At 60.2% G+C, this 23,059-nt stretch carries 17 protein-coding genes, 2 tRNA genes and 1 pseudogene; 9 read left to right on the forward strand and 11 right to left on the reverse strand.

Translation table 11 applies throughout. The features are described 5' to 3' along the window. Nucleotides 1-179: 179 nt before the first annotated feature. The 3 genes and pseudogenes from HMPREF3145_RS11635 to HMPREF3145_RS11940 form a co-directional block, all read right to left on the reverse strand. Nucleotides 180-710: a hypothetical protein gene (locus HMPREF3145_RS11635; protein ID WP_070613788.1), complete on the reverse strand. Its 531-nt coding sequence runs from the start codon at nucleotides 708-710 to the stop codon at nucleotides 180-182. Between the two features lie 304 nt (nucleotides 711-1,014). Next, nucleotides 1,015-1,349 (reverse strand): annotated as a pseudogene (locus tag HMPREF3145_RS12000) (IS3 family transposase); the annotation flags it as partial. A gap of 67 nt (nucleotides 1,350-1,416) precedes the next feature. Next, nucleotides 1,417-2,661, reverse strand: coding sequence for a hypothetical protein (locus HMPREF3145_RS11940; RefSeq protein WP_070421926.1), 1,245 nt, complete (start codon nucleotides 2,659-2,661; stop codon nucleotides 1,417-1,419). Between the two features lie 725 nt (nucleotides 2,662-3,386). Between HMPREF3145_RS11940 and HMPREF3145_RS03775 the strand changes: the two genes are divergently transcribed. From HMPREF3145_RS03775 to HMPREF3145_RS03795, 5 genes are all read left to right on the forward strand, one after another. After that, nucleotides 3,387-3,460, forward strand: a tRNA-Ile gene (locus tag HMPREF3145_RS03775). Between the two features lie 16 nt (nucleotides 3,461-3,476). Beyond that, nucleotides 3,477-3,549: transfer RNA gene (locus HMPREF3145_RS03780), tRNA-Ala, on the forward strand. A 138-nt stretch (nucleotides 3,550-3,687) separates the two neighbouring features. Next, on the forward strand, nucleotides 3,688-4,974 hold the full coding sequence (locus HMPREF3145_RS03785; RefSeq protein WP_070421927.1) for a tyrosine-type recombinase/integrase: 1,287 nt from the start codon (nucleotides 3,688-3,690) through the stop codon (nucleotides 4,972-4,974). Nucleotides 4,975-5,161: 187 nt separating this feature from the next. Beyond that, nucleotides 5,162-5,416, forward strand: a complete 255-nt coding sequence (locus HMPREF3145_RS03790; protein ID WP_070421928.1) for a helix-turn-helix domain-containing protein — start codon at nucleotides 5,162-5,164, stop codon at nucleotides 5,414-5,416. Continuing rightward, complete coding sequence (locus HMPREF3145_RS03795; RefSeq protein WP_070421929.1) at nucleotides 5,416-6,057, forward strand: hypothetical protein; 642 nt, start codon at nucleotides 5,416-5,418, stop codon at nucleotides 6,055-6,057. Before HMPREF3145_RS03790 ends, HMPREF3145_RS03795 begins: the two co-directional genes overlap by 1 nt. 56 nt (nucleotides 6,058-6,113) lie before the next feature. Here HMPREF3145_RS03795 and HMPREF3145_RS03800 read toward each other — a convergent pair whose 3' ends face one another. The 4 genes from HMPREF3145_RS03800 to HMPREF3145_RS03820 all read right to left on the reverse strand — a co-directional run bounded on the left by HMPREF3145_RS03800 (nucleotide 6,114) and on the right by HMPREF3145_RS03820 (nucleotide 9,554). Then, nucleotides 6,114-6,665, reverse strand: coding sequence for a helix-turn-helix domain-containing protein (locus tag HMPREF3145_RS03800; protein ID WP_070421930.1), 552 nt, complete (start codon nucleotides 6,663-6,665; stop codon nucleotides 6,114-6,116). A gap of 444 nt (nucleotides 6,666-7,109) precedes the next feature. Further along, complete coding sequence (locus tag HMPREF3145_RS03810) at nucleotides 7,110-8,507, reverse strand: DNA primase family protein (protein WP_083279371.1); 1,398 nt, start codon at nucleotides 8,505-8,507, stop codon at nucleotides 7,110-7,112. A 285-nt stretch (nucleotides 8,508-8,792) separates the two neighbouring features. Next, on the reverse strand, nucleotides 8,793-9,299 hold the full coding sequence (locus HMPREF3145_RS03815) for a hypothetical protein (RefSeq protein WP_141740802.1): 507 nt from the start codon (nucleotides 9,297-9,299) through the stop codon (nucleotides 8,793-8,795). Nucleotides 9,300-9,365: 66 nt separating this feature from the next. After that, complete coding sequence (locus HMPREF3145_RS03820) at nucleotides 9,366-9,554, reverse strand: helix-turn-helix domain-containing protein (RefSeq protein ID WP_070421934.1); 189 nt, start codon at nucleotides 9,552-9,554, stop codon at nucleotides 9,366-9,368. Nucleotides 9,555-10,123: 569 nt separating this feature from the next. On the opposite strand from HMPREF3145_RS03820, the gene HMPREF3145_RS03825 reads away from it, so the two are divergent. From HMPREF3145_RS03825 to HMPREF3145_RS03835, 3 genes are all read left to right on the forward strand, one after another. Further along, a complete protein-coding gene (locus tag HMPREF3145_RS03825; protein WP_070422022.1) occupies nucleotides 10,124-10,930 on the forward strand; it encodes a phytoene/squalene synthase family protein in 807 nt (268 codons plus the stop codon). Further along, nucleotides 10,927-12,459, forward strand: coding sequence for a phytoene desaturase family protein (gene crtI, locus HMPREF3145_RS03830; RefSeq protein ID WP_070421935.1), 1,533 nt, complete (start codon nucleotides 10,927-10,929; stop codon nucleotides 12,457-12,459). Before HMPREF3145_RS03825 ends, crtI begins: the two co-directional genes overlap by 4 nt. 266 nt (nucleotides 12,460-12,725) lie before the next feature. After that, the gene (locus tag HMPREF3145_RS03835; protein WP_070421936.1) at nucleotides 12,726-17,348 is read left to right on the forward strand and encodes a hypothetical protein; all 4,623 of its coding nucleotides are present in this window, start codon (nucleotides 12,726-12,728) and stop codon (nucleotides 17,346-17,348) included. 55 nt (nucleotides 17,349-17,403) lie between these two features. On the opposite strand, the gene HMPREF3145_RS03840 is transcribed toward HMPREF3145_RS03835, so the two are convergent. Genes HMPREF3145_RS03840 through HMPREF3145_RS03850 form a run of 3 tightly spaced genes read right to left on the reverse strand, consistent with a single transcriptional unit; the run spans nucleotide 17,404 to nucleotide 21,619 of the window. Then, nucleotides 17,404-18,918, reverse strand: coding sequence for a cutinase family protein (locus HMPREF3145_RS03840; protein WP_070421937.1), 1,515 nt, complete (start codon nucleotides 18,916-18,918; stop codon nucleotides 17,404-17,406). Then, complete coding sequence (locus tag HMPREF3145_RS03845) at nucleotides 18,915-21,008, reverse strand: YhgE/Pip domain-containing protein (protein WP_070421938.1); 2,094 nt, start codon at nucleotides 21,006-21,008, stop codon at nucleotides 18,915-18,917. The genes HMPREF3145_RS03840 and HMPREF3145_RS03845 overlap by 4 nt, the downstream gene beginning before the upstream one ends. Then, on the reverse strand, nucleotides 21,005-21,619 hold the full coding sequence (locus HMPREF3145_RS03850; protein ID WP_070421939.1) for an ATP-binding cassette domain-containing protein: 615 nt from the start codon (nucleotides 21,617-21,619) through the stop codon (nucleotides 21,005-21,007). The genes HMPREF3145_RS03845 and HMPREF3145_RS03850 overlap by 4 nt, the downstream gene beginning before the upstream one ends. 91 nt (nucleotides 21,620-21,710) lie before the next feature. On the opposite strand from HMPREF3145_RS03850, the gene HMPREF3145_RS03855 reads away from it, so the two are divergent. After that, a complete protein-coding gene (locus HMPREF3145_RS03855; protein WP_070421940.1) occupies nucleotides 21,711-22,274 on the forward strand; it encodes a TetR/AcrR family transcriptional regulator in 564 nt (187 codons plus the stop codon). A 39-nt stretch (nucleotides 22,275-22,313) separates the two neighbouring features. On the opposite strand, the gene HMPREF3145_RS03860 is transcribed toward HMPREF3145_RS03855, so the two are convergent. Beyond that, a complete protein-coding gene (locus tag HMPREF3145_RS03860) occupies nucleotides 22,314-22,946 on the reverse strand; it encodes a hypothetical protein (RefSeq protein WP_070421941.1) in 633 nt (210 codons plus the stop codon). Nucleotides 22,947-23,059: the final 113 nt, after the last annotated feature.

Consider the following 23,059-nt stretch of genomic DNA (forward strand, 5'->3'; position numbering starts at 1 on the left):
TTCATCGTAGTTACCGTGATTTGGTGGGTAGTCAAAATTCTGCGGGGTTTCGCCAACGGGTACCGATCGGTGGATAAAACGGATTTGCGCACTGATGTCGATAAGCAAAAGGGCAGGATGTAGAAAAGATTGCAAAAAGGGCGAGGACGTCATTAGCTCCTCGCCCTTTTTGCGGTTTCCTAAGGTTTGATTTCTACGCAGGCGTAGTTACTCCACTTTCCTTCAACCTTGACGCGTCCACACATAGGGCCAGCGTCAATGCTGCGGTTAAAATCCCACTTACGAGTAGCACGCACCCATCCACTATCAGGGCCGGTAGTTTCTGTGCGTCGCTGGCCGCCTTCGTACCAGGCAAGCTCCATGTCTTCTACTGTGGAGTTTTCAAGCTCAGCCCCAGAAAAGTAATTCACGTAGACAGTATCTACATGAAGTCCACTACCGTTTACGTTGATACCTACGTATGCTCCACTTGCTCCAGGAGCTGCGGTGAGTCCATCTGCAGAGTAATTGGAAATAGATGGCTCGAAGGTGACTTCCTCAGTCGAGGAAAGATCAGCATTTTGCTCAATCTTCGTTTTTTCGATGGCGCTTTGTACAGACTCATCGGCTGCGGGCGTATCCGCGTTAGCAGTTCCGATTGCGGTGGTGGCTGTCAATGCAATCACCGCCGCAGTAAAGCCGGAAAGTAGTTTCTTCTGTGTTTGCGGCATAATTCCCTTTCTCGGACGGAGGTGAACAAACCGTGGGATGAAAAGTCATCCGGTATAAAATTTTCTAAATGCTGTCCAGCCCCGCAACTGATGCTGCGCTATTCTTATTGATTTAACATATAACGTTAATGTATGAGTTTAGACTGTGTATTCGATAAAAACAGACTGGAGCTGATTGAGCGGCAATCGAGATGGGCGGGTAACTCTGGGGCAGTCACTGGCCCCGCAAGGGTCCGACGCAAGACTTCAAAGGTACTCGTGGGAGGCCTTGGGGTCAGGGGTTTCTAATGGACGAGAGTTCTCTATAAGAGATCATCTGGCGGTGGGTCGGTCGAGTTTCGTCGCGAAAAACCGAAGCAGATTTCACAATCTTGTTGGCTCGTTTCAACTCACGGATTTGTCGGCATGGCCGCTTGAGTTCTTCTTAGATAGATTCCCCACCCGAGGATGTCGCCTGGCCGCGAAGCACAACCAATTCGCGGAACCACGAGCGCAACGCGTGATGGGATACGCCAAGCAGTACCCCGACTTCTTCATTAGTGTGTTGCAACGAGCAAGATTCAACACGGACTATCTCAACGATTTGATCGACCGCCTTTCCTTGAATTCGACGGAATACCATCTGGATGTAGTGACCAATCCTTCCTTAGCAAAGCTAGGAACTAAATCCAGGACGCTTCACTAACTTGTACTGGCCTGCGCTGGGTTAGAACCCCAGGCCCGGCATCATGTTCATCACCGCGAAGCCGATGCCGATCAAGGCCAGGATTGCCACGATCGGGGCGACGATCGCCGCGACGTTGACGTCCTTCTCAACAACCGGAGCCGGCTTGTCCTTCTGCTCAGCCTGCTGCTCGTGCTCGGCTGGCTTCTCGGCGGGCTTTTCCGGCTGGTTCTCAGCGGGCTTCTCGGCCTCAGGTGCTGGCTGCTCTGCCGGCTTCTCCTTCTCCGGCTGCTCCTTCGGAGCCGGGTCGTTAACTGCACCTTCCTGCGACGGAGCCGAGGCAACACCGCGGGCACCGATGCGCCAAGCGTTGATGGCCAGTGCTTCCCAGTCCGCCGGAACCTCGCGCACACCGAACGGGGTGTCGAGCAGGTACGGCTTCTCCGAGTAGTTGAAGTAGTCGAACTGGTAGTCGTAGTTCATCACCGACTTGTAGGCCGAGGTATCCAGACGCATGCCCTGGATGTCCTTGACCACCGCGTGCGCACCCTGGTGGCGCAGGCCGAGGGTGTGGCCTAGCTCGTGCAGGATGGTGTTGCGCAGCATCTCTTCCGAGTTCATGAAGCGGTGGTTAGCCACGAAGAACGAGGTGTCGTTGACCAGCGAGGCGCCGGACGACAGGTTGTAGGCGTCGATCTGGTCGCCGATAACACCGATGCGGAAGATGTTCTGGCGCTCACCGAGCATCTCGTCGATGTTGTTCAGCAGCTTCGAACCCTGGCTTTCGTTCTCGAAGTAGTTCTTGACGTACTTCAGGGTCTCACCGCCGCGAGCCTCGTAGCCGGGGATGTTGTTGAAGGTTTCGCCGGCGTCGACGTGGAGGTTGATGCCGTGGTCGTCGAAAAGATCAACCATCTCCTGCAGGGACTCGGCCTTCACGCCGTATTCCCTGGTGTTGGCGTTGGCACAAGCCTCGGAGGGCTCGACGTCGCAGCCGAGGGTCTTGTACTCGGACTCCATCCAGTTGAGCTGGAGGAACAGGTCCGGGCGGCTCGGGTCCGCACCGTAAGCAGGCAGGTTAAGCACGGTGCCGTCCTCGAGGACAACGCCGTTGCGCTCCCAGATGTCGGGGATGCCGTCGCCGTCGGAGTCGATGAGCTCCGCGGAGATTGCTTGATTATCGACGACAACGTCAGCAGGCTCTGCAGCCTTAGCCGGAACAACTCCACCGAAGGCGACGGTGGCGGCGAGGGCTGCTGCGAGACCGGTACGAAGTGCTGCGCGCATTTTCCTGCTCCTTACTTATCTGCGGTGTTTGCGGTAAACACCGCATTTCCTTTGCTGCCCTCGAGTTTATGCACCAAGTATGCGCTGGTAAACCCGCCGAATTTTCGGCCCTTTCGAGGCCGGATTGTTCAACGTTTATTTTGGATTGTTCAACGTTTTCACCCCGTTTATCGTGCGGATTGTTCATCAATCCGAGCTGATTTTAGGGCTGTCGCGTTGGGTTGTTGAACGATCTTTTGCGCTCCGGTTCGGTTCGTTCAACAATCCGGAGGAGCAGCATACTATGCATTGATTTGCATACGGATGGGTATACAACTTGGGATCTGGCCCTCACCAGGAGTTTTGCCTGTCACGCTCGTATAAAAACAGGTTTTGGCGCCGTCTTGGGGCGCTGCTGAGTGGCGAAAAGGCCAGGTTGGGCGGATTGTTCACCAATTTGTGCAGGCCTCCTACCCCCGCAAATTACCCCCGTTCCGCGAGGGTGTCGTTGAGGTGTCGTTGGAGTGCGGTTGTTGTGCCCTGATCGTCTAGCTCCCGTTCCGGCGAACCAGACGATCACGCTGATACTGAAAACCATCGCCAACATCACCTGGGGATATGTGGAGGGTGCAGGCGGGTCGTCTAGTAGCAATGCACAAGCAGCTAGACGATAAGCATAAAAACACGCAACAACCTGGCGATTTGGCGGTTATAGCAGTGCTCTGTAATATTCCTATTCGTTCCCAGGGCCTATAGCTCAGTCGGTTAGAGCGCATCGCTGATAACGATGAGGTCGCAAGTTCGATTCTTGCTAGGCCCACAGCCCGAAAGGGCACGGGGCATTAGCTCAGTTGGTAGAGCACCTGCTTTGCAAGCAGGATGTCAGGAGTTCGATTCTCCTATGCTCCACAAAGAACAAAACCGCTGGTCAGCAAAGACCAGCGGTTTCTTCATGTTTGCGCTGGTTAGAACGGTGATACCCTCTTGCCCCAAGCGGTCACATTCGGACACGAATTGACCCCACTAAGGGAACGTAAGGGGAATGCAATGGCCCGCAGAACACGGCGAGATTTCGGCAAACTAACCAAGAAGGGCAAAAGGTACTACTGCGAGTACACCGGCCCCGACGGCAAGCGCCACACGCCAGGACATTCATTCGCTTCCAGAACAGATGCCGCAGGCTGGCTATCCGCCGAGAAGCGACTAATCGACCTAGAAGCATGGAAACCACCCGCCGCACGTCGCGACGAAAAGAAGCGCGCATCTGTCACCGTGGGGGAGTGGATGGACCAGTACCACGACATGCTGGAACAGCGCACACAACCGCTTAAGCCTTCGACCGCGCAGAACTATCGACGGGTTACGCGGGTACGCATCACGGACCCGATTGCGCCCGGCGACGGGGACCAGGACGTAACCCGGTTGAAAGACACTCCCCTAGCCGAGCTGGAAACGTCCGACGTGTACCGCTGGTGGGACGCTCTACAACGCAATTACCCCGATGCCAGGACGATTAACCGCCAGGCGTACGTACGGCTCAAAGCCGCGTGCGCCGAAGCCGTACGCCGCAAGATGATCCCGATAAGCCCGGTAGACATTCCCGAAGCAGGAAAGCCCGTGGCTACCGCAGAGAAGTACCTGCCTAGCGATGCCGAAATTGCCGCGATTATCGAAGCAATGCCCGCGCGATACAAGGCTCTAACCTCCCTCGTGCTCCGGCACGGGTTACGCCTTGGAGAAGCCCTAGCGATAGAAGCCCGCCACGTCGTCGTTGAACCAACACCTGTGCCGTACATGCCGAAAGTCACCGTGCAGGTTGAACAGAACGCGCAGCGCATCGCCGCCGCCGACGGTAAACCTACGTACATGCTGGTACAGCCGCCCAAGACGAAGGCGGGTTATCGAACGGTGCCCATCATGGCTACCGACGTGCCGCTATTCCTCAACCACAACGCAAAGCACTTACCAGCCAAGGCCACGCCCGTTCCCGTGCTCGCGCCGCCCAACGCGGACAAGGCAAGCCGCAACAAGGTAAGCGACAAACCGCTAGTGCTCTACACCCCGAACGGCAAAGGCCAGCCGCTCATGGATACGACGTTTCGAAGCCTGCTCAACAAGGCAGAAACAGAAGCGGGCGTAACAACAGCGATAGACCCGCACTGTGGGCGAAACTGGCTTATTACCCGCTTGGCCGAACAGGGCGCGCACCTAAAGGAGATAGGCGCGCTACTCGGCCAGGAGGACGTGCAAACGATCCTGAACGTCTACATGAAGGCCAGGCCCGAACGCACTACGGACCTCATGGCCCAAGTGAACCGCAGTCTCAACCGCTAACGCCGCAACGGAAGGCCCCGCAATGCAGGCCAGCCTTGCGCGCGCGTAGGAGGGGGCGGAACGTTGCAGTTCCATAGCCGCTAAGCGCTAGACGCGATTTTGTGCGCGTCTATTCCGATTCGTTCATATCTGCGATAGGGTTACACATGTAAGTATTTCGTCACGGTGACTTTGGAGGTTGTTTAACGTGGCAGAGTTACCCGCGCTGGGGGAATTGATTCCGGTGAAGGAGTTCGCGGCGGCGACTGATTCGCACCCACGTACGATCCAACGCTTGTGCCGCGACGGCGAGCTTCCGGCTCTGCGTGTCGGCGCGAAGTGGTTCATTTTGGGCAACGAATTGCTGTCCGATGCCCGCGCGCGCGTACTCGGCACGGAAGGCGACCTTGACGGGCTAGCGCCGCTCACCGTGGCAGACAACGAACTTGAGGAGATTTTGTAATGGCTGAACTTCGCTTTGCGTCCGCTACCGATCCGGCTTTTCTAGACCTGTTTTCGCAGGCAATGGCGCGCCGGGGTGTATACGCCACCAAGTACGACATGGACCGGCTGTCCCGCGACGTGTACCGGCTTGTAGGGGCCGATAACCGCGTGGTGTCCGCTGAATTCATGCTGGGCCACCTGCCCGATGGTGTGGTGCTCGACGGTGTTCTTCCCGCGTACCGGACCGATGCCGCCGCCGATTACGTGACGTTGCCCGCACCGAGCGAACTGGAAGGCGGTGAGTATGTCCCCGCTGACGCTCTAACTGATTCCACCGGCCTAACGCACGCCGCTTGGGTTGCACTCGTCTCTGGGCTGCGCGCGACGGTTGAACGGCTCACGGGTAACGCTTCGAGCGCTTACCGCGTTGTCGATTTGGCCGTGGACCTACTGGACCACTCGGGCGTTGCCCCGTCTGCTACCGATCCCCGCGCGTTTGCCCGGCGCGTGGCCGGGACGCTCGGTCTTGCCGAACTGACGCGGCTGTGCGAACAGTACACACTTCGTTCCGCGTACCGCTGGGACGGAGACCGTGCAGTGCTCGCAGACGTACCCGGCGCGCCTGAACCGTTGCAGTTGAACGGCAGCGCGTTCGTGTAGCCCGCGCTTGCTGTAGGGGCCGCTGGCGTTTGCCTGTGGCCCCTTTTTTGTGCCTGCTACTGCTCGGGGTCGGTATTTACGTCGTAGTCGCTGTCATAGTTAAGAGGGTCGTTGTCTGGTCCCGCGAGTGCCACGGCGGCTTCAAGGCTGCTCTGCAAGTTCTGTAGGAAACTGCGGGCACTGTCCAGTTCGTTGTTTGCTAGGAATTCGGCTTCTAGTCGGCTGATTTCGGCAACAGTTTTACGCATGACCTCCGTGATCCGGGCGCATTCGCTTAGTGGCGGCTCGGGCAGGGTTACTTTGACTGGTCCCTCGGGGCTGTTGACCCATTCGTGGTACGGCTCGTTTAGCCTGGGCCGTAGGTTCTCCAGATCGTCGAATAAGTCACAGATTAAGTCGTAGCGGGCTGTTTGCGCGGCTTCAAACCTTGCGCGCGCGGCTTCTACGGTGCGGCTGGTGTCTCCCACGATGCCCTGACGGTTCAAGTGCCGGGAGCACGTGGCCACGCTTACGCCGGTTTCGTGCGAGATTTCCCTAAGTGTCCAGCCGTCCTTGCGTAGTTTTTCGACGCGGGCCTTTTGATCGTCGGTGATTCTGTTGGTTGGCATATCTACTTTCCTTTGTGCTGTCGGCTCTTTAGATCGATGCGGTCTACGCGGTCGTGCAATGTGTCAGCGAGTTTTCGGGCTTCGTCTGGCTTGAGTGAGACGGTTTGCCCGCTGCCGCCGATTCGGATTGTGATGAACTGCGAGCTGTCTATTCGTACAGGCAGGTTCACGAACTTGTGTCTGTCTGGGGTGTGTAGTTGGGCCTTTACGGTCTTTCGGGCCATTGTGGGTTCCTTTTTCTGTGGTGCGGGGCCGAATTTTGCGTGTTCCACGTGTTCCCGATGGTTTTCGCAGGTCAGGGCTTGTTTTTGTGGAACATTTTTGTGTTCTGGTGTGTTCCGCGTGTTCCTGGTCTGGGCGTTTGGAACACGGGAACATTCGGTGTGTTCCTGATTTATGCCCTCTGACCTGGGAGGAACACAGGAACACGCGGAACACGGTTTTTCAGGCTTGGTCAGTCACGCCGAATATCCACCGTGTTTTTCGTACCCCGTCGGCCTTCGTGTTCTTCTGGATCACGCCCGGATAGTGGTCCAGTAGGCGTTGCAGGAATACGTTGCGCGATGCTGGGGTGCCGCCATTCTCGGCGGTGTGCTTGCGGTAGTCCTGGAATAGGCGGGTGGCTTCGACGTAGTTGGCGTGATTGCCGGTGATGCGGTACGTCGATTCGTCAAAGAACTCGGCCAGCGGTGAAGCCAACGCTTCCATGACTTCCAGCACGTCGTTTTGGGTATCTGGCACTGTGAACTGGCCCTGCTGCTCTAGGCGACGCAGCCCCTCTAATGCCCATGCAAAGATGCCCGGCAGTTCGGCTGCGAGTTTGGCCCCCAGGTTCGGGTCGCGCTTATCGTCCGGGACGGTGTGATTCAACTTAATTGCCACGAAACGGCTGGTTATCGCACCGGACGGGTCGTTAAATCGCGGTGTTTCGTTCGAGACGAGAAGGAAACGGGTAGGTAGTTTCCCCACCCAATACCGCTGGTTCTTCCGGTTCGCGCTCACCGTGTCCTCGCCGATCACGTTCAGAAGGCGTTCTAGCGCGCGGTTGCTTTTCCGTGGGTTCTCGGCAGCGCGCGCGTCCTCAATAACGGCCAGTGGCTTGCCGATAAGCTCGGCTAAGCCAAAGTCGCTGGATAGGTCCGAGAACGACGTGCCCACGGTGTTGTCGGTGCCTTGCAGCTGTTGCAGCACGCGCGAGATAGTGCCCTTCCCGCCGCGCTTCGCGCCGATAAGCATCAGCCCCTTGTGCCTATGCGTTTGCCCGGCTATCAGATAGCCCGCGAATTCCTGTAGGGCTTGCTGGCCGCGTGGATCGTGCGCGAAGGTGTCGGCCAGGAATTCCAGCCAGATAGGGCAGTCCGCGTTTTGGTCGTAATCGAACGGCAGTGACCACGTTTGTACGTAGCGCGGTGTGTGTGGCAGTAGTTCGCCGGTATCCAGGGCAAACAGCCCGTTTCGCAGCGGTACCACCCGGCGCGGGTCCGGGTCGTCGTCGTAGCGCGGTAGCCACGTTGGTATGGGTTGCGCGCCGGGCCGAAGGCTTGCGATCCGTAGCGGCTCAATCAGGTTGGATACCCGTGCTGTGGTTGGGTTCCACGGGATCGGCTCTATGCCATTGCCCTGTTCCATCGTTGCGCCCTGTAGTGCGCGCCAGATGTGCTCTCGCACGTCCAGTTCTTCGGGAGTTTCGCGCCAGTTCGTGCCCGTATAGCGCCACCACGATTCGCGCCACCAGCCAAGCGTGGGTTGGCCGAATTGGTCGCTAAACACTTCCTCTACCAGCCGTTGCGCTGTATCGAGGGGGCGGGCGTGGTGGGGCCAAGGTGTCGGGTTCGTTGTCATTGTTGCCTTCCTCCGCCGGGTTTGGCGGGTGCTAGTTGTTTGGTTGCTGTCTGTCACCACGGCAGGCGGGCGGCGGCTTCGCGGCGGCGGTGCTCCTGGCGCTTCCGGGCTGTAAATGCCGCATGGTCGAAGGCCGGTCGTTGCCCGTTGGCCATTTCCGCGACACGTTCGCGCCGGGCTTGGTTTGCCCTGGTCGCAGCTGCGGCGGTGATCTGCTGTGCCTGTAGTTGGGCATAAGAAAACCCGCCACGCGGTCGTGACGGGTTGGGCAGATTTTCCTGCCGTCTAGGTGAAGTAGGGCGCATTGAGGTCCACCCCCGCTCTTACGGCTTTGGCACGTAGGTTTTCTACGTATGCGAGCGCACGGCGCACGTCCTGGTCTGAACCGCTAGCGGCGGCGGCGAACATATCGCGCGCAATAGCGCACACGGTGGCCAGTCGTTGCCGCTTTAGTGCATGGGCGTATTCGGCGGCGGCTGTCGGTGGCAGGCGGTGCCCACCGCGTACGGTGCCGAGCGCATCGGTTAGAAGGCCCTGAACGTGGAAGTCGAGCTGTCCCTTGCGGCGCAGTTCGGTGTAAACCAGTTCGGCGCTGGCTACGGTGTCCGCGTGGCCGTCGTTGGCGAGCTTTTGGGCCTGGGACACAATCGCTTGCCAAATTGCGTGGTGTTGTGTCGTTGGCCAGTCACCGGCGAGAAGGTCCTGATCGAGGTTGAGTATGTCGGCGGCGGTGTTGGAGGTCAGCGCGGCCATGAGCAGGCCAGTCGCGGTGCTGTCCGCGAATGCGCGCATCGTGGTAATTTGATTTTGCTTGTGGCCCTCGGTATTTGCCGGGGGCTTCGTTTTTGTCGTCATGGTTTAGTCCCAGTTGTCCGTGGCGGTAAAAATTTGGTCGGTGTCGGCGGGGTCGATTCGTAGCGTCTTCCCGGCTTTGTAGGCCCTTAGCTTCCCTTGTGCGATGTAGCGGCGAAGGGTTCGTTCCGATAGCCCCGTGCGCTCTGCTTCCTGCCGGATCGAGCGGTAAGTCCGAAGATTGGTCTTCGACATGGTGTTTTCCTTCTGTGGAAAGTTGGCCCGAATGTGGGCATGTCGTATTTGCGAGCCGGTGGCTTACTCGCGCCCGAATTTGGGCATGAAAAAAGGCCCTGAACTGGTGTTTTCCAGTCCGGGCCTTGATTGGCTTTTGGCAGTCTTCTGCCGCGTGATCCAAGATACGCTTTTGAAAGTCCGAATGCAACCGTCTGCGTCCGCTGTGGTGCTAACGTGTCCGCTGTAGACAACCTTAGCGGGGCGCACTTCCTACGGTTCGGGCAGCGGCCAACTGCGGCGAGTTCGGCAAGGGGAAGGCTTGGGGGAATTCTCGCGTTAGGGGAAAGTTAAGGGAATGACCAAACGGGAATTTCTGAAAAACATGGCGTGACCAGCCCCGAAAGGGGGAATAAATTCAGTCCTCCTATGCTCCACAGGAACACAAAGGCCAGGTCCTCCCGGGGACCTGGCCTTTGGCGTTGGTGGTCACCAGGGGCCCAGGCAGCGGTTGCTGCGCGGTAAGCTCCCGGAAAAGTCTGCAAATAGAAAGCGCCTGCGTGAACTCTTACCTTTCCCGTTACGACACGATGGCGGATCGTGCGGCTGCTCAGGTGATTGCGCAGTATTCGACGAGTTTTTCGTTGGCTACGAAGGTGTTGGCGCCGGGGGTGCGCCGCGATATTCGTAATTTCTACGCGGTGGTGCGTATCGCGGACGAGATCGTCGACGGTGCCGCGCATCAGGCCTACGCAGACCCCGAGACCCTGCTTAACGCCTACGAGGAGCAGGTCCTCCAGGCCGCTAACCAGCGCTTTCACACGGATCCGGTGCTGCACGCGTGGGCGAATACGTATCGGCGTTGTCGCCTCAACGCGGAGCACCTCGAGGCGTTTTTCGCGTCGATGCGCGCGGACCTCAACCCGCACGCTTTTTCCCCGGCGGAGTTGGAGACCTATATATATGGGTCGGCCGAGGTGATTGGCTTGATGTGTTTGGACATTTTCTTCCCAGAGCGCCAGGCACCCCATCCCGAGAAACTTCAGCGTGGCGCCCGCGCGCTTGGTGCGGCGTTCCAGCGCATCAACTTCCTGCGCGATTTCGGGGAGGATCAGGACAGTCTCGGGCGGGCGTACTTTGGGCGCATGCTTGACGACGACACCAAGCACGCCATCACCACCACCATCCACACCGAACTTGATCAGGCCTTGGAGGCGATCCCGTTGCTGCCTCGCGGGGTGCGTGGGGGAGTGGCGGCCGCGGAGGCGCTGTTCCGTGAACTCACGGAGATCGCGGAGCGCACCCCGGCCGCGCAGTTGACGCAGCAGCGCATCAGTGTGCCGCAGCGCCGCAAGGTTGCGCTGACGGCGAAGGCGATTGCGAGGGTTGGGCTATGACAACTGCGGTGGTGATCGGCGCGGGTGCTGCCGGTTTGGCTACCTCGGCGCTGCTGGCGCGGGAGGGTTACGAGGTCACGGTGGTCGAGCGCCTCGGCTCGCATGGCGGCCGCGCCGGCAACGAAACCGTCCAAGGTTTCCGTTTTGACACCGGCCCGAGCTGGTACCTCATGCCGGACGCCTTTGACCACTTCTTCGCACTCTTTGGCAAGCGCACCGAGGACGTGCTGGATCTCAAGCCGCTCACGCCCGCATACCGGCTCTTCCCCGAGAACCACAACCCGATCGATGTGGAGTCGGGCCGCGACAATGCGATCCGGCTTTTCAACAGCATCGAGCCCGGCGCCGGCGCCCAACTGGCCAGTTACCTCGACCGCGCCGCCGAGACCTACGACTTGGCGCTGCGCTACTTCCTCTACACCACCTTTTCCACGCTGAAGCCCTTTGCCAAGATCCGCGGCCAGTACGGCAAGTTGCTGCGTTACCTGGTCGAGCCGCTGGATCGCTTCGTCGCAGGCCAGTTCAAGGACACGCGCCTGCGCCAGATGCTGACGTACCCTGCGGTGTTTTTGTCGTCGCATCCCGCGCGCACGCCGGCGATGTACCACCTGATGAGCCACACGGACCTCACCCAGGGCGTGCTGTATCCGCGGGGTGGGTTCGCGGCGGTGATGGATGCGCTCTACGAGCTGGCGCTCGAGCAGGGCGTGAAGTTCCGCTTCAACGCGGACGTCGCTTCCATCACGTACAGCGGTGGGCGGGCCACGGGCATTTCGCTTATCGACGACACCCTCATCCCCGCCGACCTCACCATCTCGTGTGCCGACCTGCACCACACCGAAACCCGGCTGCTGCCGCCGAAGCTGCGCACGTATGACGAGTCGTGGTTCTCCCGCCGCGATCCGGGCCTGCGCACCGTGCTGGTCATGCTGGGCGTGAAGGGTGAGATCCCCGAGTTGGCCCACCATAACCTGTTGTTCAGCGAGGACTGGGACGATGACTTCGCCACCGTCTTCGAGGGCAAACCGGCTGCGCGGCCGTTGGGGGCGTCGCAGTCGATCTACGTGTCCAAGCCGAGCGCGACCGACCCCGGCGTGGCGCCCGAAGGCGACGAGAACCTGTTCGTGCTTGTGCCGGTAGCCGCCGAGGAGACGATCGGCCACGGCAACATGTACCGCGATGGGGCCTCCCCGCAGGTGGACCTGATTGCCAACGCTGCCATTGCGCAGATTGAGCAGTGGTGTGGGGTTGAGGGCCTGGGCGAGAGGGTCGTCGTTAAGCAGACGCTCGGTCCTGCAGACTTCCGCGACCGCTACCACGCGTGGTCGGGCGGGGCGATCGGGCCGGCGCACACGCTGAAGCAGTCGGCGTTTTTGCGCGGCGCAAATGCTTCGAAGAAGCTGGGAGCGCTGTACTACGCCGGAGCCACGACCGTTCCTGGGGTGGGCGTGCCGATGTGCTTGATTTCCGCTGAAAATGTGCTGAAGCGCCTGCGCGGCGACAAAAGCCCAGGCCCTCTCCGTGCCTGAAATGGGATTTGTTGAACAATTGCTCGGATTGTGGTGAAAATCACCTTGTGGTTTTCTTCCTGAGTACTGTCTAAACGTCCAGTTCAGAGGGTCAGGTTTCTAAGTTTTTGGTGTTGATCTGGCGTTTTGGCTTTCTGTAGGGGGTTTCGGACTATTCTCCAAGCCGATATTGCGCTTAAATATGTAGTTATCAGTTTGGAGATCCGTGTTCAGGTGATCTCAAGGCTGCTTCGAATATCTCCTCCGAGTTGTAAGGATTGAAGCCGTTGAAGAACGCACATTTGAAGAAGCGCGTCATGACTGCGCTTATTTCCGCCACCACTGTGGCTGGCACGATCGCCGTGGTAGCGCCTGAGGCAACTGCTGCAACCGTCGCAGACTCTTACCTCACGGTGAACGCCTACGAGAAGATGAGTGAAAAGGAACTTCACGAATACTTCGAGGCCGTTAAGAAAAGCAAGAACGAGCGAAACGGTTCGATCGGCCTGCTTCCGACCGAGTACGGCAACGGTTGGTGCATCGACTGGGGCCTGTCGAACCCTTGGGACAACACCAAGGCGGGCTACGAAGTCCGCAAGCTGACCGGTGCTTCCGGTCGTTACGGCAACGGTGAGTACATCGACGAGGACGTGCGCTACGCAGCGATCAACGTCGTCACCAAGCTCATGGAGGACTACCAGAAGCACAAGGAAGGCGAGGATAGGACCCACGCCATCAAGGTCAAGACCACCGTACTCCGTGCGCTGCTGGGCAACGACCTGACGTCCCTGAACAACGTTCGTGGCGCGATCTATGACGGCCGTCCGGACACCAGCGACCCGGGTGACAAGAACCCGGTCACTGTTGACGGCGCTCAGTTCCGTGCACTTACCGGCTTCAGCCTGGTGCACGTCACGGTGGACACCAAGAGCGGAAAGCCGAACTACGCTCTGGTTCCCGACCGCAAGATCCTCGATGGTTTCAAGTCGAAGTACCCGAAGGACGCGTACGTCACCATCATCGTGCCGAAGAACTACAACTACACGATGACGCGTCGCCTGAACCTGACGTTCCAGCGCATCATCCCGAACGAGCAGCCGGGCCTGAACCCGAACAAGAAGGACTGGGACGGCAAGATCACCGTTACCAGCTACACCACGCCGGAGGCGACCACCACGGTCACCACGGAAACGCTGGATCCGAGCACCGTCACTGAGACGGTCCCGCAGAAGCCAGTCGAAACCGTTACGACGAAGACGCTGCCGGCTACCACGATCACGTCCACCCGTACCCTGCCGCCGGTAACCAAGAACGAGAAGACCACGGTTCCGGGTAGCACGGTTGTTACCCGCACCACGGTGCCGGGCGAAGAGGTCACCAAGACCGTGATCCCGACGCCGCTGACCAACTATGTCACCACCACGGTCAACGGCAAGCCGAAGGTGGAGACCACGGTGGTTACGCCTGAGCCGTACGTGACCACGGAAACCAAGCCTGGCAAGCCGACCACGTACACCGAGACCGTCACCGCAGTCACCGAGACGATCACGCGTGAGCCGAGCGAAACTGTGGAGACCGTGACGACCACCCCGGTCAAGATCACCGAGAAGCACGTCCCGGGCACGACCGTCACCACGACGAAGACCATCACGCCGGATCCAGTTCCGGTTGAAACACAGACGCTGACCCACGTGGAGAACTACTACCGCGAGAAGGTCTACGAGAGCGTCAAGGAGATCCGCGAATACCACCACTTCGCTGGCTTCATCAAGGGCGAAAAGTCCAAGGACATTGAGCTTCCGAAGGACCTGGGTAGCTCCTGGACCTTCGAGATCATCAAGGGTCAGGACATCGTCATCGTTGAGCGCACCGAAGACGGCAAGCTCAAGATCACCCCGAAGCCGGGCTTCGAGGGCGAGGGCGACGTTGAGATCCTGATCACCGACGACCAGGGCAACCAGCACATCTACCGCGTCAAGGTCAGCGACACCATCAACGTCGAGACCAAGACGAAGATCAAGGTCAACAACTTCTTCTACACGATCAACCCGGGCAGCGAGAACCGCGTCCGCGAGGTTCCGTGGAACAAGAAGGAGAAGTACGAGTGGTACCTCGTCGACAAGGATGGCAACCGCATCGAGCCGAAGCCGGGCTCCATCGAGGTTGTCGAGGACGAGAACAAGCTCAATGTTGAGGTCAAGGATCCGTCGGTACGCGGCAACGTTGTCGTACGCATTACCGAGGACAACGGCAACATCCGCGAGAACATCGTCACCGTCGAGAACACGACCTCCGAGTTCGACGTCACTCGCCAGATCCTGAACACCTCCACGGCACTCATTGAGCGTCGCGGTGGTGACTACACCATCACGTCCGGTGAGAACCTGGTGAAGAAGGTGGAGAAGAGCGAAGACGGCAAGAACTGGGTAATCAAGCCGAAGGACGGCGCTGAGGGCACCGTCGAGATCGTCTTTACTGACGACAAGGGCGTGGAGTACAACTACACCCTGGAGATCGTGAAGGACCCGAACGGTGGTCCGTTCATGCGCGACGACTCGATTGAGAACAACGGGTCTGCAGAGATCAACCTGAAGGACGGTTGGACCTGGGAGATCGTCGACGGCAAGGACGTCGCACGCATCTTTGAGACCAACGACGGAAAGACCCTTGTCGTCGACCCGACTAACGAAGACGGCACTCCGGTTAACGAGAAGGGTGGCAACGTTGTCATCCACATCAAGGACAAGAACGGAGTTCTGTCCGCAGTGTGGACCGTACGCATTGCACCTGCCCGAAACCTTGGTCAGGTTAGCGAGGAAGAGCGCGAGCGCGATGTTGTTGATCGCTCGATCGTTCGTGTGCTCCGTGGTTTCATTGGCAATAATCAGACGCCGGGCAACAAGCTGAAGATCGTCGAGGGCAAGGATCTTCTGGCTGAGAAGTCGAAGATTGAAGAAAATGACGATTTTGAGCTCTACTTCAAGCCGGGTGCTGACGGCCGCGTCGTCGTCAAGGAAGAGCAGCCGTTCGTAACTGACGGCAAGGTCGAATACAAGACCATCACGAAGCACATCTACAACGTGAAGCCAGCACAGATCCGTGAGATGACCTACAACATCACGGCGGACAACTTCCTCAACCTGGGCGGCAACAAGCTCTTCATCGTCGAAGGCAAGGACCTCATCGCAGGTGATGCGGAGGATGGCAAGGACACCCTGAAACTCGACCTGAAGGCCGATGCTGAGGGCAAGGTTGTCATCGAGAACCGGACCGATGATGGATACGTCTACGAGCGTTACACCATCAACGTCACTCCGGGTCGCAACGCTAACGTTGAGACCATCAAGCGCCGCATGACGGTTAATGGCACCGCACAGGTGAACTTCAACGAGGTCAAGGACTACCCGGATACCTTTGAGGTCATCAAGGGCAAGAACCTCGTTGATGTGCAGGAGCGCGATAAGAAGCTCATTATCACCAGCCCGAAGGGTGAGACCGGCACCGCTGTTATCGAGGTCAAGGACAAGCGTGGCGTCTGGGCTCGCTACGAGCTCGAGCTGACTGACGCACCTGTTAAGGATCGCGAGTACACCGTCTCGACGAACTCTGAGTTCATCGCCACCATGGTGCACCAGGAGAACTCGTTCAAGATCCTCGAAGGTGCCGAATTCTTCCAGGCACCGAGGGACAGCAACGGTCAGTGGATTCTGAAGCCGAAGTCCAACGCAGCTGGCAAGTCCGGTTTGGTCGTTGAGCTCGACAAGAACGGTAAGGAAATCAACCGCTACCGCCTGAAGATCACGCAGGGCAAGTCCGCCGCTACCTACCAGCAGCGTGACTACGTGATCGAAGGTAAGGAGCGTCAGTTCGAGGCACTCAAGCCGGAGAACACCTTCGTTGTGGTTTCTGGTGGCGAGCACGCTGATACGAAGACCGAGAACGGCAAGTTCATCATCACCCCGAAGAAGGGCACGGTTGGTGAGACGATCCGCGTCGAGGAGCGAAACTCCAACGGCGATATTGTCCGCAACCTGATTCTGGGTGTGGTGAAGGAAGGTGCCGTTACCGAGAACGGTGCTCCGGCTGGCTCGAACAAGAACCTCCCGGATGTCACGATCGACAACAGCACCAAGAACGGTGACGTTGTTGTTCACCTGTACTTCAAGGATCCGGTCAAGGACGTCGGTGTGGTCGGTGAGAGCAACGGCACCAAGCTTGTGCCGACCGATAAGGGTGCAGACCTGATCATCCCGAAGGATCTTGCTGAGAAGGCTAGGAAGTGCCTTGCTGATCAGAAGGCCAAGGGTAAGCCGCTCAACCCGGCTGAGTGCGGTCTTCCGAGTGGTTTCTTCCGCTACACCGAACAGGGTGCACAGAGCCACGACATTCAGGAGTTCAACTTCGAGTTCCTCCTGAACAAGGAGACGAATAATCAGACCACCAAGGGCTCCTCTGAGCTCGACGGCACGTGCATCGCCGGCATCGTCGGCATGACCGCGCCGCTGCTGCTGGCTATCCCGCTGGGTATCCTGTCGCAGGTTCAGATCCCGGGCCTAGAGCAGGTCTCCGCCCAGGTCAACGCGGCAATCCGTCAGGCGAACGACCAGATCCAACGCGGTTTGGGCATCCACGACGAGAACCGTGCACAGCGTGCGGCTGGCATCCAGGGTGCGTTCGCTATCGAGAACCCGCAGATGATCGGCCTCGCAGCCGGCGCTCTGGGTGCGATCACCCTCGGCCTCCTGGCAGTCGACGGCGTCATGCGCGCATGTGGCGCAGGTGAGTACACCTCCTCCTACATGTTCGGCAAGGCGATCGACAACGAGACGCTCATGAAGGGCTCCTCCGACAAGATGCCGGAGTCCAAGGACAAGGGCACCGAAGAGAACAAGCCCGCTGAGGACAAGTAAACCCGCAGTGAGCTAGCCCGCCAGGCGAAAGCCCGGCGGGTTTTCTCTTGCGCATTTACTTTGCGACGACCCCACGAACCACCCGGTCAAGCCACCCCAACGCATAGTCATAACCCGTCTGGCCGCCCACCTTGAACCCACCGGGGATGTCAGTGAAGCCCAACTTGTAATACGACATGTGCCGCGGCCCGAAATCGCCAGCACGCTGGGCCGACGACACCAGCACAGCATTCTGGGGATCCTCGTAAGTGGCGCGCAGGCCGGTCACATCCAGCACCTGCCCGCACAACGCCGCCACGGTGCTATGCGCCCAGGCCTGGCGGCCCTCGGTGCCGGTTGGGGTGCGGGGGATCACGCCGAGGCGATGCAGCTGCCAACTGAACTGCTCCACAGCATGGATGGTGCGAAACACTTCGAGGGTGAGATCGAGCCAGGCGGTGGTGTCGTCGTCAAGCAATTGCGCCGCCTGATCGCGCAGAGGCTCAAGCGCCTGGAATAGCCACGGCCAGGTCACGCCCTCCTTGGCCAACTCCGGCAGTGCGGCGAGCAGCGCGATGGCGGCTTGTTCGGCTGGGGGAGTGGTGCTGGTGCGCGCTGCGTGCTGCCCGAGGGCGGTGGCGGCGGTGGTGGCTTCGATGATGATTTGGGGGATGAGGGTGGCGTCGATAAGTGAGAGGCCCGACTGCTCAAACGCCTCGGGCACCGGCAGCCCCTGCGCGCGTAAGTCGCGGTAGCGGGCGACGCGGATGCCGGTGATGGCGTTGAAGGGGCCGGGTGTGACATTGCGCATGGCCACATCCGCAAGTGTGCGCAGCGGGCTCGTGGGCTCGGTCGCGCACGCCATGTCCGCGCCGTTGCACAGGGAGAGCACCTTGCCCTCCAGGCCGGTAAACGGCGTGGTGCGGGTGCCGGCGAGGCCCTCGAACGCGGGGTTGAGGGTCGTGCCACCGGTCTGCACCGTCTCCCCGTTGCGGCCGCGCACGCCCGCAGGTGGTTCGGCGTAGAGGCGCGAAGGTTGCTGCGGCGCCGGGTCACCCAGCGGCGCGCGGGCGGGGTCGGCGAAGAGAAGGACGGCGGCGATGTCATCCGCACCCACACCCCGCACGCGACCGGCGGCAACCTCCGCCGCCGCATCACCGACCAGGTGGGCGCCCTGGGAGTAGCCGATCAAAATGAACCGGGTGCCGGGGCAATGCCGGGCCACGGTCTCCATCACCAAGGTGGCCACGTCGCGGCCGTAGCGCACCGACTCCCCATAAGTGGCCGCCTCGGTGCCTTCCGGAACGTTGCCCGAGGTACCGAACACGCTGAAGCGGCCCAGCGACGCCGGGTACTTCACCTGAAACGTGGACACCGTCCGGGCGCCGAAACGCGTTTGGAGGTCGTCGGCGGGGGAGGAGGTGTCGTCGAAAAGCGACTCGCGCGCGGACGGATGCCACGAATGCGAAAACCCGGACCCCGCCGCCTGAATCACATGCACGGGGTGGCACCGCAACTGCAACGCCTGCGCCTGCGGCGCCGCGAGCGGCACAAGCGCAGCAGACAGCAGGAAAGCTAAGGGGCGTCTCACACCGTCAACTCGGGGTGCAGGTCCTTGAACGCCATCGTGCGACGCTTCCGCAGCGCGAAACACGTAATGGCGATGGACAGGGCCGCGACGAACAACAGGACCGTAAGCGCAGTCCACAGACGCGGGTCATACGACGGCGCACCGAACAGGGCGTAGCGCACCAAATCCACCGAATAGCGCATCGGATCCCACGTGTGCACCCACTGGATAAACCCAGGCTGCACCTCCGGCGGATACAGGCCGTTCGACGCCACCAACTGCAGCGACATCAACGCCATCGTGGCCAAACGGCCAGGCGCCGGGCCCAACGTGGTGTTCAACGCCATAATCGCCGAGATAAACACCCACGACACGAACACCAACACGCCGAACAGCGCCACCGGGTGCTGCGGCTCCACCTTCAGCACACCAACCTGCACCACCCACAGCGCCACAGACTGCGCAAAGCCAATGATCACGGAAGGGATCATCGTGTACAGCATCACGCGGAACGCGCTCACGCCCGAGTCGATGGCGCGGCGGCTAAACGGCTTCATGATCATGTAGGTGATCAGCACACCGAACCATTGCGACAGGGCCAGGAAGAACGGGCTCAAACCCTTACCAAAGTAAGTCACGCTGTCGCCCGTGTGCTGCGGGGTCACCGGATCCGCGGCGGCGTGGATCGCCTTGTCCAGGCGTTCGCCTTCCCACTTCGGGGCTTCCTTGGCGCCGTCCGCAAGTTTCATGGAGAGCTCGCCGGTGCCGTCAGAAAGTTTCACCAGGCCGTCGTTCAAATCGCTCAGGCCCACCACCAACTGGTTCGAGCCGGCCGCCAACTTTGAGGTCGCATCCGTCGCCGTATTCGCAGCGACGACCAACTTCGACGTACCGTCCTTCAGCGTCGTAATGCCGGCCAGCAGCGTGCCCGAACCGTCCTGCAGGCGGGCCAGACCCTCCGCAAGAGTGCGGGCACCCGCTACGGCGCTATCCACGCCGCCGCGGTACTGCGCGGTCGGATCAGACAACTGCGTGGCCAACTCGTGCGCACCGGCCTGCAACTGCATCAACTGGCCAACCAGGTCGTTGCCCGGCACCGCCTGCAGCGGACCAGCGTTCAACTGTGCCTTCACGCCACGAGCTTGCGCGGCCAACTCGTTCGAGCCCGGGATAGGGGAGCGGTCCAGATCCGCGATCACGCGGTCCAGGTTCGCATTGACGTCAGCCAATGCCGCCTGCGCCTGGTTCAACGTGCCAGCAAAGCCGGTGAGCTTATCCACGCCACCGGCGATCTTCGTCGCACCGGCACCCAACTGCTGGGTACCCGCCTGCAACTGATCCAGGCCGTTAGAGAGCTTGGAGGCGCCGCCGGATGCGGTGGTGATGCCGTCATTAAGCTGCGCCGCACCGTCCTGCAACTTGGCCACACCGCCGTCGAGCTTGCCCACCGCACCCGGCATCTGCTGCACCTTGTCATTGAGCTGCTGGATACCGTCGTTGAGCTTCGTGCCGCCGTCGTTGAGCTTCTGCGAGCCGTCCTTGGCCTTATTCGCACCGTCGTCGAGCTTGCCCGCGCCATCTGCGGCGTCCTGCACGCCCTGCGACAACGTATTAATGCCGACGAACAGCTGGTCCACCACCTTCTCACCAACCGAGTTCGACACCGCAACCGCGACCGCCTCACCGGCTTTATCACCCAACACCGTCGGGATGAAACCGTTCGTCTCATTCAAGGTGATGTTGATCTTCGCCGAATGTGGATCCTCTGACTTCACGCTGGTCACAGCCTCAGAGAAGTTCGTCGGAATCTCCATACCCAGGTAATACGTGCCGTTAGCAATGCCCTCCTTGGCCTCCTCGGCACTGACCAACTGGAAATCCAACGGACGCTGCTCCAACAGCTCGTCAACCACCTGGTCGCCGTTCTCACCCTCATCCGAGTTCACCAACGCAACCGGCAACTTGTACAAATTGCCCAGTGGATCCCAATACGACCACACAAACAAACCGCCGAACAGCAACGGCAGCAACATGATGGCAACAAGGGCAAGCGGTGGGAGCTTGCCGTTCAAAAACTTCCGGAAATCGGTTCCGATATGCAGGCCGCTCATAGCCCCTCCTCATTGACCGTATTCACCATCACGGGAAGGTGGACCGCGACGCCGCGGAGGTCGCTAAGAAGCAACTTGCGCAACTTCATGTCACGGACCTGATCGATGTCGTCGACAATGAGCAACTTCGCCTCCGGACGCGAAATCAACGCAAGCAACACGCGCAAGCGGAAGCGCTCCAGCGGAGTAATGTCGCCGACCTTGGCCAGCAGATCCAGCTCCTCCAACTGCAGCGGCTCCAACCACTTCTCCACGTACGGATGCGCCTTAATCGCCTCCGGGCTGCGCGGGGTGCGCTTGAAGAAACTCTGCGACCACGCAATCTGCTCCCGCACCGCATCCCGCACGCGCACCAGACGATCAATCGAGTCGATCTCCGGCACGCCCGCCAACGCAATATCGCGGAAGCGGTCGTGGTGGGTGGTCGGTTCGCCGTCAAGCAGAATCGTGCCCTCTGCAGGGCGGAAGCGACCCGCCAGCGCGAGGCTGAGCAGCGTCGAATCGGACTCGCGCGCCGTGTTGAGCAGGGTCAAACCGCGGCCGATGTCGAACGACTCCGGCTCGTCACCACTGCGCAGCACAAGGCCCTGTACCGACAGGATTGCAGACATTCGGTCCCCTAACCGTAGGGTGGACTATCACTTAACTCGTGATATGGTGCTCCCCAATTCAATCACTGTCAAACCCAGAGTGGGGAGTGCCATGCGTGCAGACGCCCGCAAAAAACGCGACCAAATCATCACGGCCACACTCCAACAGATCCAAACCCGCCCCAGCTCCGAAATCACACTCGAAGGCATCGCCGCCGACGCCGGAGTAGGCATCGCCACCCTCTACCGCCACTTCCCCTCACGCGCATCGCTTTACGACGCCTGCGCCGTCGTCTACATCGACAACCTCCAAACCCTCCTCAACGGCACCCTCGCCGACTTCGACCGCGACCCCCAAGGCAGCTTCGAACGCTTCGTCTGGGCCATCGTCGACTCCGGCGTCGGCATGCTCGCCACCGCCCTTGCCGCCGAACCCTCCGCCGACGGCCCCCGCATCATCGTCGAACGCCGCGAGACCTTCATGCACAACGTGCAATTGCTTATCGACGAAGCCGTGCCCCACAACATCGTCGCCCCCGGCCAAACCGCGCTGCAGCTCGCCACCGAACTGATCGTGGCCACCCGACCGCTTGCCTCACCCCTGGCCGATCTGCTCCCCGACGTGCGCGATCGCCTCGTCCGCCACCTCATGGCCGGCTGGCGCGCGAACGTATAGGCGTTCGGGGGCGGGGCTGGGCCTGGAAGGGACGTGGCGCTAGTCCTCCAGGCGGTGGCGGCCTGCGGAATCGTCAGAATCGTCGGCCGAACGTGCTTCGCGGTCGTCCTCGGTAGTGGTGGAGTAGACCAGCGTGGAGGTCCCACCAGCGCCAGCACCGCCAGCACGACCAGCGCCGCCCTCGGCGACCGAGACGAGGTCGAGGTCGGCGGGGGAGTCGTCGCGAAGTTCGGCGATTTTGTCCTTGAGGAAGAACTCCCACGCAGCCCATGCGCTACCTGCGGCGACGGCGCTGAGCGTCGACCACTTGATCACAGAGCCGATGGTGCCGAGCACGCTGCGGCCTTCGTCCTTCTTCTCCTTGGCGTGGTCTTTAAGGAAGGCGAGTTGGGCGGCGCGCAGGGGAGCGTCGGCGTCGAAGGCGGCGCGGCGGCGGTCGAGGCGCTCGTGGGCCTTGCGGGTGATTTCACCGGCTTCGGCGCGGGCGGCGCCGTAGAGCTCCTGGAGTTGGTCGCGGTCGAATTTGTCGGTGAGGTCGGAGAGGTCGCCGTCTTTAAGCGTGTCGATGAGGGACTGGTAAATGTCGCGCTCGCGTTTGTCGTTTTGGTCGCGGAAGTACTTCAGGCCTTGGTTTGCGAGGGCGTAGGCCATGCCGATGGTCCTGAGGTTCATGGGTGCTCCTTTGTTTAGTGGGTTCAAGTTTTGTTCGATTGGTTCGGTGTCTAGCGTAGCGAAGCCCCCGCAGAACGGCTCCGTACCAAGCGTTACGCAAAAATGAACCAAGC

Origin of the sequence: Corynebacterium sp. HMSC05C01, from assembly GCF_001807155.1 — a bacterium.
GTDB classification, from domain to species: domain Bacteria; phylum Actinomycetota; class Actinomycetes; order Mycobacteriales; family Mycobacteriaceae; genus Corynebacterium; species Corynebacterium coyleae.